Source organism: Bacillus daqingensis, from assembly GCF_042654445.1.
In the GTDB taxonomy this organism is placed as follows: Bacteria; Bacillota; Bacilli; order Bacillales; family Salisediminibacteriaceae; genus Alkalicoccus; species Alkalicoccus luteus.
In genome coordinates this window covers 179,119-194,808 of sequence record NZ_JBHSGK010000005.1, presented here as the reverse complement: position 1 = coordinate 194,808, position 15,690 = coordinate 179,119, and the positions used below count along the sequence as shown (strand labels likewise).

The following is a 15,690-nucleotide window of genomic DNA, read 5'->3' as shown; positions in this document are numbered from 1 at the left end:
TGTTCCTCCTAAGCTTTTGCAAAATAAAGATGGTGATGCAGTCTGCATCCCGGGTTGAAGGCTGCTCCGCATGCCGGACAGCTGTTTCCACCGCTCGTATATTCGTTGATCGTCAGCTCCTTGCTGCAGCTGCCGCACAGAATAGCTTTTTCCTCTTCATATCCGGGCGGCCATGGTGTAAAGGCCCTGCCGGTCTGCTCCTGATGGCAGGCATGGCAAGGGAAATACTCCCGGCAGCAATAGCACTTCAGCGCGATGATATCTGTCGGTCCATGGTAATGACTGCAGCGCGTTTCGCCGTCAACCGCTCCTCGAATCGTGCGTTTGTTCATTTTTCTCTCTCCTTATGTACGAACGTGATATAATCAGGCATACCTTTTAGCAGGAGTGATCATTCATGAATGAAAAGACATGCCGGGCCTCTAAGGTCATTAAAACGGGGCGCGTGTTTCCGCAGGATACAAACAACCACGATACGCTTTTTGGCGGCAAGCTGATGCGTGATATTGATGATGTCGCCTCCATTTCCGCAGCTCGCCACTGCCGGACGGAATGCGTAACGGCGTCTACGGATTCCGTTGACTTCCTCCACCCGATTCGCCAGACCGATTCTGTCTGTCTGGAATCGCACGTTTCCTCCACGGGGAGAAGCTCGATGGAAGTGTTCGTGAAGGTGATTGCAGAGGACTTGCTGACCGGCGAACGCCGGCTTGCTGCAACCAGCTTTTTAACGTTTGTCGCTCTCGATGACAAAGGCAAGACTGCTCCCGTGCCCCCGGTCGTTCCAGAGTCGGAAGAAGAGAAGTATTTATTCGACACCGCGCCAGAGCGTATCTCCGTACGGAAAAAGAGCCGGGAACAAAGCCGCAAGCTGGCTGACATTTTAACCGACTTAAAACCGTGGGATGACCAGCCTGAACAATCATGATGTATATAGTATTATGATAGCATGAATAAGGATTGTACAAACGTAATTCCGCTTACAAAGGAGTACGTCTTGGACAAAGAATGCCTTCCCTACTGCGCTTACTGGGTCAGAAGCATAATACAGCAGCAAACCGGAGCGTACGACGTGCTGCCTGTTAAACGCACAAAAACGTGCTGGGATCATGTACGATTCCAGCACGTTTTACTATCTATTCTCCATTTGGGTCCAAGTCGTCATTGACGTCAATGTTTACGTTAATTCCATTGTTTTCGCCTTCACCACCGCCGCCGCCAATCATTGGCAGCAGGAAGTTCACGATAAAGAATAAAATAATGATGACAATAATCGTGATGAACGCGTACTTAATAAACACGGAGCCGGCTCCTCTTTCATCGTCTGCCATTGTGCTTCCTCCTCCCTTTATTGTTCTCCTTATACCTATTACCTTAGAAGGGGAAGAGCAAACCTCAAACAAAAAAACACCGCAGGACGAGGCTGTCCTGCGGTAAAGAATCATCACGGAAGCTTTGTTTCCCCCATGAGGAAACGGTCGCATTCGCGGGCTGCACCGCGTCCTTCGTTGATCGCCCACACAATCAGACTCTGACCGCGTCTCATGTCTCCGGCTGCAAATACGCCTTCCACATTTGTACGGTAGTCATCGTACTGGGCACGTACCGTTGAATTTGTTTTTGTCTCTACATTCAGTTGTTCAATCAGACCTTGTTCCGGTCCTTTAAAGCCGATGGCTACGAGTACGAGATCTACCGGCCATACTTTTTCAGTACCTGGAATCTCTTCACGGATTTTTTTGCCTTCTTCGTCATAGCGAAGCGAAACGTTCACCGTGTGCACTTCCTTCACATGGCCTTCATCATCTCCGACAAATTTCTTTGTCATGACGGCGTAAGCACGCGGATCGTCACCAAATACAGCCTCCGCTTCCTTCTGACCGTACTCAATACGGTGAATGATCGGATACTGGGGCCACGGATTGATCATCATGTCGCGGGCAGGCGCTTTTTTATCGTAAATATCGAACTGAACAAGGCTCTTACATTCATGACGAAGAGAAGTAGCGATACAGTCGGTTCCTGTATCCCCTCCCCCGATAACAAGCACATTTTTGTCCTTAGCGGAAATGTAGCTGCCATCTTCCAGCTTGGAATCAAGCAGGCTCTTTGTATTGGCATGCAGAAAGTCCATTGCATAGTGGATGCCCTTCAGATCATTGTTCTCCGCAGGAACGTCCCGGTGCACCGTTGCGCCTCCGCAGAGAATCGTTGCGTCGAAATCGCTCTTCAGCTGCTCGGACGTTACGTCTTTGCCAACTTCTGTGTTCGTAAAGAATTCGATGCCTTCCGCTTCCAGAATATCGATACGACGCTGAACGATCGCATACGGAAGCTTCATTTCCGGAATGCCGTACGTGAGCAGTCCGCCGAGGCGGTCTGCGCGCTCAAATACGGAAACGCTGTGACCAGCTTTATTGAGCTGATCGGCAGCAGCGAGTCCTGCAGGTCCTGAACCGACCACAGCAACACGCTTGCCAGTGCGCTGCTTTGGCGGGTTCGGCTGCACCCATCCTTCTGCGAAGCCCTTTTCAATGATCGACTTTTCCACAGAGCGGATAGCTACCGGCGGTTCATTTATGCCAAGCACGCAGGCTCCTTCACAAGGCGCCGGGCAGGCAAACCCAGTGAATTCCGGGAAATTGTTCATTTCGTGCTCTTTATCCAGTGCTTCTTTCCACTGGCCGCGGTATACGAGGTCGTTCCATTCCGGAATCAGGTGGTACACAGGACAGCCTGTTGTTACCCCGTTCAGCTCCATACCGGTGTGGCACGTCGGCACACCGCAGTCCATGCAGCGGGCGCCCTGCTTCTTAGCCTCTTCATCCGACATCGGGAGCGTATATTCATCCCAGTCCTTCGTTCGTTCAGAAGGGTTACGCTCGGGTATCGTCTGGCGAGTATACTCCATAAATCCTGTCGCTTTTCCCATCACAGTACCCTCCTTCAATCCATTTCTTTTGGGTATCAGCAGCTTTGCTGCTCCGTGTTTCCATCATTTATCTGTCTGCAAGCTAACGAATCAAACAGCTCCGCCTGGCTGAGGCTTGGCCACTTCCCTTGCCCTCCTAAGTCATCATCTGCCTCTCGGCAGTGATTCCTTTATCTCGCAGGGCGCAGTCCACTGGCTTCACCTCAGAACGCCAGGCTCCGCTTTTCTTTTTGTCCAGCTTCGCGTCCCAGGGGCTGGGCGATTTCCCTCTGCTCTCTTACGATAAGGCGACATCTGCCTTTCGGCAGTGTCTTCTTTATCTCGTGAGTGTCAGTCCATTCGCGGCGCCCCTAAGCGGGACGCTCCGCTTTTCTTTTTGTCTAGCTCCGTGGCCCAGGGGCTGGGCGATTTCCCTCTGCTCTCTTACGATAAGTCATCATCTGCCCTTCGGCAGTGATTCCTTTATCTCGTGAGCCTCAGTCCAATCGCGGCGCCCCTGATCGGGCCACTTCGCTTTTCTATTTCGCTGCGACTTTTGGTTTTTTGCTGTCTTCGAACGCGGCCATTTCGGCGTCATACTGGCTCATGCCTTGAGCGAGGTGGTGCGAGATTCGCTCCTGGATAGCACGGTAGTCCTGCGGGATGACTTTGACGAATTTCGCTTCGAAGTGCTCCCAGTTATTTAAGATTCGCTGGCCTTTTCGGCTGAGCGTGTAGTCAACGTGGCGTTCGATCATCGCTTTGAGTTCGGCGATCTCCTCTTTATCGTTCAGGCTTTCCAGATCAACGAGTTCAGCGTTGCACTTCGCATCAAAATTGCCTGCTTCGTCGAGAATATACGCGACGCCGCCTGACATACCGGCTGCAAAGTTTCGGCCTGTTTCCCCAAGGATGACGACCTTCCCGCCTGTCATATACTCACATCCGTGGTCTCCGACACCTTCGACCACGGCTTTTACGCCGCTGTTTCGGACGCAGAAGCGTTCACCGGCGATACCGCTGATGTATGCTTCGCCTCCGGAGGCACCATAAAAGGCGACGTTTCCGACGATGATGTTTTCTTCCCACTTGAATGGCGATTTACGGGATGGACGGGCGATGATTTTACCGCCTGATAGTCCCTTGCCGATAAAGTCGTTTGCATCACCGACGAGCTTCAGCGTCATACCGTGCGGCACGAACGCACCAAAGCTTTGTCCGGCTGAGCCTTTGAACGTGAGGCGGATCGTGTCTTCCGGCAGACCTTCGAGGCCATAGCGTCGTGACACTTCACTGCCGAGAATCGTACCAACTACGCGGTGAATGTTTCGTACCGCCGCCGTTCCTTTTACAGGCGTACCGTTCTCAAGGGCTTCCTCACAGAATGGAAGCAGCTCTTGATGATCAAGCGATTTTTCCAAAGCATGATCCTGCTTGCGGCTTGCGTAAACTGTCTGGCCGGCCTTCACTTCAGGCTGATAGAGGAGCGCTTCCAGGTTCAGATATTTACCTTTCCAGTGATCCACTTCTTTATTGACTTCCAGCACATCGGTGCGTCCGACCATTTCATTGATTGTACGGAAACCGAGCTCTGCCATCAATTCTCTCGTTTCTTCCGCGACAAAGCGCATGAAGTTTTCAACAGCCTCTGCAGATCCCATGAACTTTTTACGCAGCTCCGGGTTCTGGGTGGCAACGCCGACCGGGCACGTATCGAGATGGCAGACGCGCATCATGATACAGCCAAGCACGACAAGCGGTGCTGTGGAGAATCCGTATTCTTCTGCTCCAAGAAGCGTTGCGACAACAACATCACGGCCGGTCATCATCTTGCCGTCCGTTTCGACAACAATTCGGTCACGCAGTCCGTTCAGGAGCAGCGTCTGGTGCGTTTCAGCCAAGCCGATTTCCCAAGGCAGACCGGCGTGCTTCAGGCTCGTACGCGGTGCAGCACCGGTACCGCCGTCATAACCGCTGATCAGAACGAGGTCCGCACGGCCTTTTGCCACACCTGCTGCGATCGTTCCGACTCCGCCTGCGGATACAAGCTTGACGGAAATGCGGGCGCGCGGGTTGGCGTTTTTCAAGTTATGAATCAGCTCGGCCAGATCCTCAATCGAATAAATATCGTGGTGAGGCGGCGGTGAAATAAGCTCTACGCCAGGCGTCGATCCACGCACCTCTGCAATCCACGGATATACTTTCTTGCCAGGCAGGTGTCCGCCTTCACCTGGCTTCGCTCCCTGTGCTACCTTGATCTGAATTTCGTCCGCATTTACCAGGTAGTGACTCTTGACGCCGAAACGTCCGGAAGCGACCTGTTTAATCGAGCTGCGGCGGGAATCGCCGTTCTCGTCCGGTGTAAAACGCTCCGGATATTCGCCGCCTTCCCCGCTGTTGCTGCTTCCGCCGATGCGGTTCATCGCAATGGCAAGCGCTTCGTGTGCTTCTGCACTGATGGCACCGAGTGACATGGCACCCGTCTTGAATCGCTTGCAGATTGATTCAACGGATTCTACCTCTTCAAGCGGAACGGACTGGCGATCCTTAAAGGCAATTAAGCCGCGCAGCGACTGCAGGTTATTTTTCTCATCCGTAATAAGCTTCGAATATTCTTTAAATGCTTCGTAGTCACCCGTACGGGTAGAGTGCTGCAGCATATGAATGGTTTTCGGATTGTACTGATGATCTTCCCCGTTTTGACGGTACTGGAATTCGTCCCCAGCTTCGAGCTTCTTGCTTCCGCCGCGGATTTCCTCGAAGGCCGGCACGTGCCGTTTCAGCACTTCTTCGGCAATCACGTCAAGCCCGATACCGTCGAGCTTGGCAGCTGTCCGCGTAAAGTGACGGTCGATGACGTCTTTTGCGATCCCGACAGATTCAAAGATTTGAGCACCACGGTAACTCTGGATCGTGGAAATCCCCATCTTCGACATGACTTTTACGACACCGTCTGTCACAGAATCAATATACTGGTAGGTAATTTCATGCGTTGTATACGCTTTGTCGATTTCCCCGCGTTCACGCAGATCTGCAAGAGAAGCGAGTGCCAGGTACGGGTTAATGGCCTCTGCGCCGTAGCCAAGCAGGGTCGCCACGTGATGCACCTCGCGCACTTCTGCTGATTCGAGCAGGAGGCTTACCTTCGTTCGGTTGCCTTGACGGATCAGGTGGTGATGCAGCGCGGAAACGGCAAGCAGAGATGGGATCGCTGCTTTATCTTTGCTCAGTTCGCGGTCCGATAAAATGAGCAGTACACAGCCGTCTTCCACAGCTCGATCAGCCTGCTTGAACAGATCCTCGAGTGCAGGCTCCAATCCTTCTTTTCCGGAGGCCACATCAAAGAGAATCGGCAGCGTGCATGATTTAAAGCCTTTCAGCTCCTGCTGACGAAGTGTTTCCAGCTGCTCATTGCTCAGCACCGGTTTATTCAGACGAATGTGACGGCAGCTCTCCGGCTTCGGATTCACGAGACTGCCTTCTGCTCCGATCGTCGTGCTGACCTGGGTAACAATTTCTTCCCGAATCGCATCGATAGCCGGGTTTGTGACCTGCGCAAACAGCTGTTTAAAGTAGTTAAACAACAGCTGCGGCTTCTTTGACAGCACCGCAAGCGGAGAATCGTACCCCATAGAACCGACCGGATCTTTTTTGTCTGCTACGAGCGGCTTTAGAATTTTGTGCATTTCTTCATTGGTGTAGCCAAACGCAAGCTGCTTATCCACGAGATCCGCAGAGTCATCCGGCAGCTCAGACTCGCTGACCTTCGGAATATCGTCCAGATCGATCATGTTGTTGACAATCCAGTCGCGGTAAGGCTTTTCTTTCGCAATGTTCATTTTGATCTCTTCATCCGGAATAATCTTTCCCTCTTCCAAATCAAGCAGCAGCATACGTCCCGGGTGAAGACGCTCTTTCACCAGAATGTCATCTGCAAAAATATCCAGAGCCCCTACTTCAGAACCGAGCACGAGCATGCCGCTTTTCGTTACATAGTAACGAGCTGGACGCAGTCCGTTCCGGTCCAAAATGGTACCGACGTGGCGTCCGTCTGTAAAGCCGATGGCGGCAGGACCGTCCCATGGCTCCATGAGCGTACTATGGTACTCATAGAAGTCACGCTTTTCCGGTTTAATGGAATCATCGTTGGCCCAAGGTTCAGGAATCATCATCATCGCAGTGTGTGCGAGGGATCGTCCGGAGAGATGCAGAAATTCAAAAGCGTTATCGAACATGGAAGAGTCAGAGCCGTTTTTATCAATAACCGGCAGCAGGCTGTCCAGCTCTTCATCAGTGAAGTACTTGGACTGGCACATCTTCTCTCTTGCTTTCATCCAGTTCATATTACCGCGGATGGTGTTGAATTCTCCGTTATGAATCGTGTACCGGTTCGGGTGAGCACGCTTCCAGCTCGGGAAGGTGTTCGTACTGAAACGGGAATGGACGAATGCGACCGCTGTTTTGAAATCCGGGTGGTTCAGATCGATATAAAATGAATCGAGCTGTTCCGGAATCAGCATTCCCTTATAGATGATCGTACGCGTAGACAAACTGCAAATGTAGAAGTCCTGGCTTTTCAGCGTTTTCGCAATTTCAATTTCTGTGCGTTTACGGATGACATACAGCTTACGCTCGAATGCATCCTGATCTTCCAGATCTTCTGATGGAGCAACGATCACCTGGCGGATGAACGGCTCGGTTTTTTTGGCTTCATCCCCAACGAACGAATCGTTTACGGGAACCGTGCGCCAGCCGAGTACCCGCTGGCCTTCTTCTTCAATAATACGCTCGAAAATGCGTCGAGATTCCTTTCGTTCCTTTTGTTCCTGAGGAAAGAAAATCATGCCGATTCCGTACTTGCCTTCTTCCGGAACCGCAATATCTTCCTTATGGAACTGCTTCTGGAAAAACCGATGCGGAATCTGAGTCAAAATACCGGCGCCGTCACCGGAGCTGACATCCGCTGACTGTCCTCCGCGGTGCTCGAGGTTACAGAGAATGGTGATCGCATTTTGAACGATATCATGGGATTTCGTACCGTTAATATTCGCAATCATCCCAATCCCGCAGGCTTCGTGTTCCTCTCTGGGATCATAAAGCCCCTGAGCAGTAGGATATCCGTGATTCATCATGATAACGTCCCTCCTTAAAGATACAAATATGCACGAACGAAAAGATACGACGCCGATACGTTATATTTAATCGTTCGTTCACATTTTTATACACATCGGTGTACACTCCAATAAATGGAACAAACCGGTGTGCGCAGCAGAAAAATTCAGAAATTGGTGAACTTTTCTTTCATATCATTGAATAATACCATCTTTTTTCGAATTTACAAAGGCATTAATTAACACTTTGTCGCTATTTTCTGACTACAACCGTTTGCAATCCCTTGTGAGGCAAGGACTTTCGTGTTCCGTAGCTTTCGCAGATTTTCTGACTGAAAACGCTGTCATTATAAGCTTTTCATCCAAAATGATCGTGTTTCTTCATATTTAAAAGTCAAGGAGAAAGATCCGGTGAATGAGGAGTGATTCAGTTAAAATGTCACTTATTGTAATTAAAGGGGCTTAGAGGGTGAATAATCATGTTTTATACAAAACAGCTGTCTGTCATTTTGAATACGCTTTCATTTAAATGTTCGGAATTTACTCACTATCTGGTCATAAAAACAGGTGTTAAACGCAGGCTGGCAGTAAATTTCCGGAAAACAATCCGTCACCTTAAAATAATATACAGGTGTTGCTTTATACCTCTTTTGATTTCAATCGAAACCTTCTTTTTGGATGCTGCTCCGTATTTAGCAGAAATATGTTTCAGTCCATCACGGAAAAGGAACATTTTTACTTAGGAGGGATAGCGATGAAAAACGAACTATATGTAAACGGATCATGGACCGGAAGCTCGCTGGAGCAGATTAACGTCACCAATCCCGGAACAGGCGCCCTGATCAGTACGGTTCCAAAAGCGGGCAAAAAGGAGGCGGAGTCAGCGGTCGACGCCGCGTCTGACGCCCTCAGTGACTGGAAACAGACGTCGGCACAGGAGCGATCCGGATATTTGCGCGAAGTATACCGGCTTATGATGGAGCAGAAGGAGGAGATCGCCGAACTCATGACGCTCGAGAACGGCAAAACGCTCGCCGACTCTAAGGCAGAAGTCGTTTACGCCGCTTCTTTTCTCGACTGGTTCGCGGACGAAGCAAAGCGTGTGTACGGCAGGAAAATTCCCGGCAAGCATGCCGGACACCGGATTGATGTGCTCAAGCAGCCGATTGGCGTCACAGCTGCCATTACGCCGTGGAATTTCCCGGCTGCCATGATTACGAGAAAGCTCGCGCCAGCGCTCGCTGCAGGCTGTACGTTCATTATTAAGCCCGCTACAGCAACACCGCTGACTGCGATGAAGATCATCGAGCTTTGCGAAGAAGCAGGCATTCCGGAAGGTGTCGTAAACCTGCTTACCGGCAGCGCCTCTGATATTACCTTCGTCTTTATGGAAGACAGCCGGGTGCGCAAGGTCTCCTTTACTGGTTCGACAGAGGTCGGAAAAATGCTGATTGAACAGAGCGCTGCTCAAGTGAAGAAGCTTTCGCTTGAGCTTGGAGGACATGCTCCGCTCCTAGTGTTTGATGACGCAGACCTGGATAAAGCAGTAAAGGAAGCCGCTATAGCCAAATTCCGGAACGGAGGACAGTCCTGTATCGCTGCCAACCGGTTTTACGTCCAGGAAGGAATACTGGATGCCTTTACGGAACGCTTCGTTGAAAAAGTAAAAAGCATGAAGGCCGGCGACGGCATGAAGGAAGAAAACGACATCGGCGCCGTCATCGACGAAGACGGCTACGAAAAAATAGACAAGCACGTGCAAAATGCAATTGAACAAGGAGCAAACGTTGCCGCAGGCGGAACAGGTTCAGCTAAAGACGGCGCCTATTTCTATCAGCCGACCGTCCTTACCGGCGTCACCTCTGATATGCTCATCATGCAGGAGGAAACATTCGGGCCGGTAGCGCCAATTCAGTCGTTTAAAACGGAAGCTGAGGCGATTGAGCTCGCCAACAATACCCCTTACGGACTCGCGTCTTACGTTTTCACAGAGGACGCGGCTACCGGCACGCGCGTCACGGAAGCACTGGAATTTGGCGTTGTCGGCTGGAACGACGGTGTTCCTTCCGCAGCTCAGGCACCGTTCGGCGGGTTAAAGGAATCCGGCTACGGACGCGAAGGCGGTGTGGAAGGCATCGAGGAATACCTTGAAACGAAATATGTCGCTCGCAACATTGAATAGGATATGTTTAAAAAACAGGACTGTTCCCATGCCGGGAGCAGTCCTGTTTCTTCTATAGTAATGGCTTCACTTTCACCCACGGCCTGCCGTGCTCCCATGAAACCGAAACCGGGACGTCAAACGCAGCGGACGCCTCCTTCTCATTCAGCACCGTTTCTTTCTCTCCCTGACTGATAAACGATCCATCTTTCATCAGCGCCGCATGCGTGATCGGTGCAATCAGCTCTTCCATATGGTGCGTGACATAAATGAGCGTTGGTCCTCCCTGCCGCAAGCTTTGCTCAAGCCGGCTGAGGAGCTCTTCCCGTGCCGCAAGATCCAGCCCGGAGCAAGGTTCATCCAGAATTAACAGCGCCGGCTCCGCCATCCAGGCCCGCGCCAGCAGCACTTTTTTCAGCTCGCCCTGCGAAAAGTGCTGCTGCGGTGTTTCTGCCAGATGACCAGCTCCAAATTGCTCCAGCAGCTGATAGGCGCGGTTCATTTCCTGCTGCGTGACCGGCTCATACAGACCGATCGAGGCGTGCAGGCCGCTGAGCACGATTTCCAGACCGTCTGCATGCGGGTAGTTTTGATACTGCCGCTCAAGCGCCTGACTGACCCAGCCGATCGATTTTTTCACGTCCGGCATGTAGGACTTTCCATAGCGGTTTCCGAGAATATCAACCGGTCCGCTTCCTGCTTTCGGCCACATTGAACCGGACAGCACTTTTAACAGCGTCGTCTTGCCGCAGCCATTCCGGCCGAGGAGCCCCCAGTGCTCGCCGCGCTGAATCTGCCAGGAGACATCCTTTACGAGTATATTGCCACCGCGCTGTACGGTCACATTTGATAGTGATACGATCTCTTTCATAAACAGGCCCTCCGCTCCAATTGTTTGTTTTTCAGTGTACCGTATATTACGGGAAATTCACAAAATTGTATTCATTCGGATGAAATTACAGGCATGGAGGCGTAAACTAAAGAGTGGAAATGGTGGAAAGAAGGGCTGTTCATGACAATTTTTATTCAGGTGGTTCTGCCTGTGCTGCTTATTTTTGCAGCGGGCTTTGCCATACAAAAATGGAAAAAGGTCGATATTAAGCCAGTTTCGGTCGTCGCACTGTATGTAGCAACGCCGGCGCTAGTTTTTCAAACATTTTATGAAGCCGAGCTGGACCGGCAGTATGTGTATATGGTTGTGTTTTCCTTCGCGCTGCTGTTCTCGCTGATTCTTTTAAACAAGCTTGTAGCGAAGATAACCAAGCGTTCGGAGAAAAAAGAGAGCGGATGGATTTTATCGACGGCGTTTATGAACGCCGGTAATTACGGTGCGCCGATTATTTTATTTGCCTACGGCCAGGAAGGCTTTGCTTACGCAGTCTCCTTTATGGTGCTGCAGTCGATTATTATGAACGTGTTCGGCGTTTATTACGCCGCGAAAGGCTATGCCGGCTCACGTTACGCTGTCCGCAGTATCTTGACGATGCCGGTCACGTATGCGCTGTTGCTTGCGGTGGTCATGCAGGCAACTCCGCTTGCGATGCCGGATAATCTGATGGGGGCAGTGGATATTGTGGCGGCGGCAGCGATCCCGATTGTGATGATTATTCTGGGCATGCAGCTTGCCAATATGCAAATCGGTCAGTTTGACTGGCCGTCTATCTCCTACAGTACAACAGTCCGGCTGTTGATTTCTCCGCTGATCGCCTGGGGATTGACGATGCTGATGCCGATGGATCCTCTTCTGGCAAAGGTACTGATCGTTTCTGCTGCTATGCCGTCTGCTGCGACCATCGTTATGTTCTGCGTGCAGTTTGATAACCAGCCGCGCTATGTATCAAGCGTCACAATGGTTACGACGCTGCTGAGCGTGATCACGATTACCGTGCTGCTTGCGATTCTGCAGTAGCAGAGCAGCTGCTTCAGCACATAAAAGCACGGAGCAAAGGGAAGCCTCCCTTCTGTTCCGTGCTTCCTTTGTTATAAAAGGCTTACGCTTTCACGAACATCGGCAGCTCATTAAAGCCGAGACTTCGGACGTATACGAACAAATTACCCTTATGGTTGATTTCGTGATCGATGCCGATTTCAATCAGGCGCCACGCCGGCACTTTCATGCCGAACGTATCGGAAAGATCAATTGTTTCCTCCAGCCGCTCCTCGCTGATCGATTCGATTTTTTTCACAGAGGCATTGGTATAGCGCTCTGCAAGCTCTTGCAGTGTCGCCTTTTCGGTATCCTCGTGCAGCTTCTCCGGCTCGTCACCTGCAGCAATGCATGCAAACTGATGAAATGACGTCAGCATGTGTGTGACGAGCTCCTGTGCCGTCATGGATGTGTCCGTCGGCTTATACGCGTAATCCTCTGAACTGATTTTTTCTGTGAGTTCTTTCGTTACTTCCCGGTGGGAAAGGAAATATTTTTTTAGAAACGACGTGCTTTTTGTCATGATTGTCACCCTCCTCGCTGAACGTATTCCCGCGTACAGGCTTTTAAAACCGGCGCCTGAAAAAAGACCGGCTCCCGCAGGAACCGGCCTTCATTATATTGTTACTTGCGGCTATCCGACTTCTTATCCCAGCTTTCGACGTTTTTCAATCCTTTAATGCTGTCCGCATAGAAGGTAGGATCAAGTCCGCGCCGTGACTGATTGTTGAAGTGACGGAGTGCTTTGACAGCAATGCCGGAAAGCAGCGCCACTGCGATCAGGTTGACGAGCGCCATGGAGCCCATAAAGACGTCAGCCATGAGCCAGATCAGCTCGAGATCGGCTGTCGCTCCTACGATAATCATCGCCAGAAAAGCAAGGCGGAAGGCAAGCAGCGCCCACGGCTTTTCTGAGATAAATTCCACGTTCACCTGGCCGTAATAATAGTTGCCGAGCAGGGAGCTGAAGGCAAAGAAGAACACCGCAATGGCCACAAAGACACCGGCCCCTTCACCGACATGTTCCGCAAGCGCCATCTGCGTAAGCTGAATCCCTTCAATATCCCCGACAGTATATACATCTGTAAGGAGGATAATAAAGGCGGTCGCGCTGCAGATAATGATCGTATCAACCAGAACTCCGAGAGACTGGACCAGCCCCTGCTTGACTGGGTGATTCACGTAAACGGTAGCAGCGGCGTTCGGTGCACTACCCATACCAGCCTCGTTGGAGAAGAGGCCACGCTGAATACCATTCATAATCACAGCGCCAAGTCCCCCGCCGACAACCTCCTGGATACCGAAGGCGTTCTGGAAAATCAGGGCAAATACTCCAGGCACCTGGTCAAAATTAATGATCATGATGACAAGCGCCGCGAGCACGTATGTAACCGCGAAAACCGGTACGATGACCTCAGCAAGGACGGCGATTCGGCGCACTCCGCCAAAGATAATAAAGGCCATTGCAGCCGAGATCACAATTCCAACGATAAGCGGGTCGACGTTGAAGGATCCTGCGAAGGCGTCTGAAATCGTGTTTGTCTGCACGCCATTAAAAATAAGACCAAAGCAAAGAATCATCAGGACGGCAAAAATAATCCCCATCATGCGGGAGCCGAGACCTCGCTGCATGTAGTAGGCAGGTCCGCCGCGGAAGCCGTCCTTGTCCTTTACTTTATAAATTTGAGCCAGCGTGCTTTCGATGAAGCCCGTTGCTGCACCGATGAGTGCTACGATCCACATCCAAAAAATTGCACCTGGGCCGCCGAGTGAAATCGCGATCGCCACACCGGCAAGGTTGCCTGTTCCTACCCGGGCCGCTGTGCTGATAGCGAAGGCCTGAAACGGCGTCGTCCCCTTCTTTTCTTTAAATGCCGTCCGATCTGTGCCTTTAAACAGCTCGCGCACCATTGTCGGCAGCATGCGGAACTGCACAAAGTTCGTGCGGATCGTTAAATACAGCCCGAGGCCGAGAAGCACATAAATTAACACATAGCCCCAAATAATACCCTCGAAAAAGCCAAGAATATCCCCGAGCCACGTGTCAGCGGAAAACCATTGTTCCATGATGTTTCCTCCTCATCTAGTAGGTTATCTATATTTTCCCTCGGTTATTATAGCACAAACTATATTTGGATATTTTTTCTTGATCAGGCAGAGGCTGTTTTCGTATTGCATTCGAATCCGCTGCACCCGGAGAGATGCGTTGAAATGATAACTTTACGGCCGAGATTGAAAACTTCGCATGCGAGCTTGATAAACTATTCGCTATCAAGAACGAAAGTTGATAACCGTAATAAGTTTCAGCCTCAGGTTAATAAGTTGAGAGTGGAGAATGAAATGTTTGAGTCGCTGGTTAATAACATCAGCCGCCACCGTGAAAACTTTCCTCCTTCAATTCATTTAGAGAGCTGCCGGAAGCTTTCCGGATAGATGCTCAAAAACGCTTGACTCGTTCCCATGAGAGGGAAGCCTGTTAAACCCTTGCCGTTAAAAGTCGTCGCAATGAATGCCGTTCGCCGGCATGTCTAAGGTGAAGAAGGAAAACAACGCGAAAAAGAGCCTCCAAGGCTGGAGACTCCCCCGCTGCGATTATTCCACTGCGTTTTGCACTTCTTCGATCATTCCGCTCACTGACGTCAGTCCGCCTGCGGAAATGTACCAGTACTCCGTATTCAAGTAGACAATACTGTCATTTTCAGATGCCTGCGTCTGGTTAATGATATCGTTATTCAGCACTTCATCTGCGCTGTCTTCCTCTTCACCGCCAACGACGGAGCCGCGGTCGAGTACAAACAGGACATCTGGGTTTGTTTCCAGCACATATTCAAACGAGACGTTCTGCCCGTGGCTGGCATCATCAATTCCTTCATCCGCTGGTGCAATCTCAAACTCGTTATGCAGAAGACCGAAACGGGATCCCGGACCGTAGGCGCTGAGTGATCCCTCGCTCGTCATCACCATCAGGCCGTTCCCATCAAAGTCAGTCTGCTGCAGCTCCTCAAGCTGCTCCTGCACATCCGCAAGCGCTGAAGCTGCTTCGTCCTCCTTCGCAAAAATGTCGCCGAGAAGCGTTACTTGGTCTTCAAACGATTCGATGTAGTTTTCCTGATCGACGCCCATCATCACGGTCGGTGCAATCTCACTGAGTTCATCGTACGCTTCTGCCGTGCGTCCGCCGATTAAAATCAGGTCCGGCTCCATCGCATAAATCGCTTCGAAGTCCGGCTCGAACAGCGTTCCGGCATTTTCGTATGCATCGCTTTCATAGTCCGACAGGTAAGACGGAACGTTTCCTTGGGGCAGAGCAATCGGCTCCTCGCCGAGTACGTCCATCGTATCCAGCACGCCGAAATCAAACACGACGACGCTTTCCGGATTGACCGGTACTTCTGTTTCGCCGAGCTCATGGGTTACGGTGATGCTTTTTGCTTCATCATCGGCGTTCACTTCGTCCTGGCCGTTGTCTCCCGCCGCTTCTGCATTGTCCGTCTGATTTGCGTCTCCTTCTCCTGTGCAGGCTGCGAGCAGCAGTGCTCCGGCAAAAAGAGATGCGGTTTTTCGTTTTTTCATGATCTAT

The 15,690-nt window shown here is 51.1% G+C and carries 11 protein-coding genes; 3 read left to right on the top strand and 8 right to left on the bottom strand.

All coding sequences use genetic code 11. The features are described 5' to 3' along the window. Positions 1 to 8: 8 nt before the first annotated feature. The gene (locus ACFO4L_RS07285; protein ID WP_377909032.1) at positions 9 to 332 is read right to left on the bottom strand and encodes a CHY zinc finger protein; all 324 of its coding nucleotides are present in this window, start codon (positions 330 to 332) and stop codon (positions 9 to 11) included. Positions 333 to 397: 65 nt separating this feature from the next. Between ACFO4L_RS07285 and ACFO4L_RS07280 the strand changes: the two genes are divergently transcribed. Next, positions 398 to 928 carry an acyl-CoA thioesterase gene (locus ACFO4L_RS07280; RefSeq protein WP_377909031.1) on the top strand — a complete coding sequence of 177 codons (531 nt, stop codon included), beginning with the start codon at positions 398 to 400 and terminating at the stop codon, positions 926 to 928. Positions 929 to 1,136: 208 nt separating this feature from the next. Here ACFO4L_RS07280 and ACFO4L_RS07275 read toward each other — a convergent pair whose 3' ends face one another. The 3 genes from ACFO4L_RS07275 to gltB form a co-directional block, all read right to left on the bottom strand. Then, positions 1,137 to 1,331, bottom strand: coding sequence for a hypothetical protein (locus ACFO4L_RS07275; RefSeq protein WP_377909030.1), 195 nt, complete (start codon positions 1,329 to 1,331; stop codon positions 1,137 to 1,139). Positions 1,332 to 1,444: 113 nt separating this feature from the next. Beyond that, entirely contained in the window at positions 1,445 to 2,932 is a 1,488-nt protein-coding gene (locus ACFO4L_RS07270) for a glutamate synthase subunit beta (RefSeq protein WP_377909029.1), read from the bottom strand. 518 nt (positions 2,933 to 3,450) lie between these two features. Then, entirely contained in the window at positions 3,451 to 8,043 is a 4,593-nt protein-coding gene (gene gltB, locus ACFO4L_RS07265; RefSeq protein WP_377909028.1) for a glutamate synthase large subunit, read from the bottom strand. Positions 8,044 to 8,776: 733 nt separating this feature from the next. Between gltB and ACFO4L_RS07260 the strand changes: the two genes are divergently transcribed. Then, positions 8,777 to 10,204 carry an NAD-dependent succinate-semialdehyde dehydrogenase gene (locus ACFO4L_RS07260; protein WP_377909027.1) on the top strand — a complete coding sequence of 476 codons (1,428 nt, stop codon included), beginning with the start codon at positions 8,777 to 8,779 and terminating at the stop codon, positions 10,202 to 10,204. 52 nt (positions 10,205 to 10,256) lie between these two features. Here the strand turns inward: ACFO4L_RS07260 and ACFO4L_RS07255 are convergent, their stop codons facing one another. Continuing rightward, positions 10,257 to 11,054: an ABC transporter ATP-binding protein gene (locus tag ACFO4L_RS07255; RefSeq protein ID WP_377909026.1), complete on the bottom strand. Its 798-nt coding sequence runs from the start codon at positions 11,052 to 11,054 to the stop codon at positions 10,257 to 10,259. A gap of 141 nt (positions 11,055 to 11,195) precedes the next feature. On the opposite strand from ACFO4L_RS07255, the gene ACFO4L_RS07250 reads away from it, so the two are divergent. Then, a complete protein-coding gene (locus ACFO4L_RS07250) occupies positions 11,196 to 12,092 on the top strand; it encodes an AEC family transporter (RefSeq protein ID WP_377909025.1) in 897 nt (298 codons plus the stop codon). An 82-nt stretch (positions 12,093 to 12,174) separates the two neighbouring features. Here the strand turns inward: ACFO4L_RS07250 and ACFO4L_RS07245 are convergent, their stop codons facing one another. The 3 genes from ACFO4L_RS07245 to ACFO4L_RS07235 form a co-directional block, all read right to left on the bottom strand. After that, positions 12,175 to 12,633, bottom strand: a complete 459-nt coding sequence (locus tag ACFO4L_RS07245; protein ID WP_377909024.1) for a DinB family protein — start codon at positions 12,631 to 12,633, stop codon at positions 12,175 to 12,177. Between the two features lie 101 nt (positions 12,634 to 12,734). Further along, positions 12,735 to 14,177, bottom strand: a complete 1,443-nt coding sequence (locus ACFO4L_RS07240) for an alanine/glycine:cation symporter family protein (RefSeq protein WP_377909023.1) — start codon at positions 14,175 to 14,177, stop codon at positions 12,735 to 12,737. Between the two features lie 525 nt (positions 14,178 to 14,702). Then, positions 14,703 to 15,683: a siderophore ABC transporter substrate-binding protein gene (locus tag ACFO4L_RS07235; RefSeq protein WP_377909022.1), complete on the bottom strand. Its 981-nt coding sequence runs from the start codon at positions 15,681 to 15,683 to the stop codon at positions 14,703 to 14,705. Between the last annotated feature and the right edge of the window lie 7 nt (positions 15,684 to 15,690).

Bases quoted from the DNA above. Each gene is read 5' to 3' on its own strand.
- ACFO4L_RS07285 (WP_377909032.1), bottom strand. From the start codon at position 332: ATGAACAAACGCACGATTCGAGGAGCGGTTGACGGCGAAACGCGCTGC.
- ACFO4L_RS07280 (WP_377909031.1), top strand. From the start codon at position 398: ATGAATGAAAAGACATGCCGGGCCTCTAAGGTCATTAAAACGGGGCGC.
- ACFO4L_RS07275 (WP_377909030.1), bottom strand. From the start codon at position 1,331: ATGGCAGACGATGAAAGAGGAGCCGGCTCCGTGTTTATTAAGTACGCG.
- ACFO4L_RS07270 (WP_377909029.1), bottom strand. From the start codon at position 2,932: ATGGGAAAAGCGACAGGATTTATGGAGTATACTCGCCAGACGATACCC.
- gltB (WP_377909028.1), bottom strand. From the start codon at position 8,043: ATGATGAATCACGGATATCCTACTGCTCAGGGGCTTTATGATCCCAGA.
- ACFO4L_RS07260 (WP_377909027.1), top strand. From the start codon at position 8,777: ATGAAAAACGAACTATATGTAAACGGATCATGGACCGGAAGCTCGCTG.
- ACFO4L_RS07255 (WP_377909026.1), bottom strand. From the start codon at position 11,054: ATGAAAGAGATCGTATCACTATCAAATGTGACCGTACAGCGCGGTGGC.
- ACFO4L_RS07250 (WP_377909025.1), top strand. From the start codon at position 11,196: ATGACAATTTTTATTCAGGTGGTTCTGCCTGTGCTGCTTATTTTTGCA.
- ACFO4L_RS07245 (WP_377909024.1), bottom strand. From the start codon at position 12,633: ATGACAAAAAGCACGTCGTTTCTAAAAAAATATTTCCTTTCCCACCGG.
- ACFO4L_RS07240 (WP_377909023.1), bottom strand. From the start codon at position 14,177: ATGGAACAATGGTTTTCCGCTGACACGTGGCTCGGGGATATTCTTGGC.
- ACFO4L_RS07235 (WP_377909022.1), bottom strand. From the start codon at position 15,683: ATGAAAAAACGAAAAACCGCATCTCTTTTTGCCGGAGCACTGCTGCTC.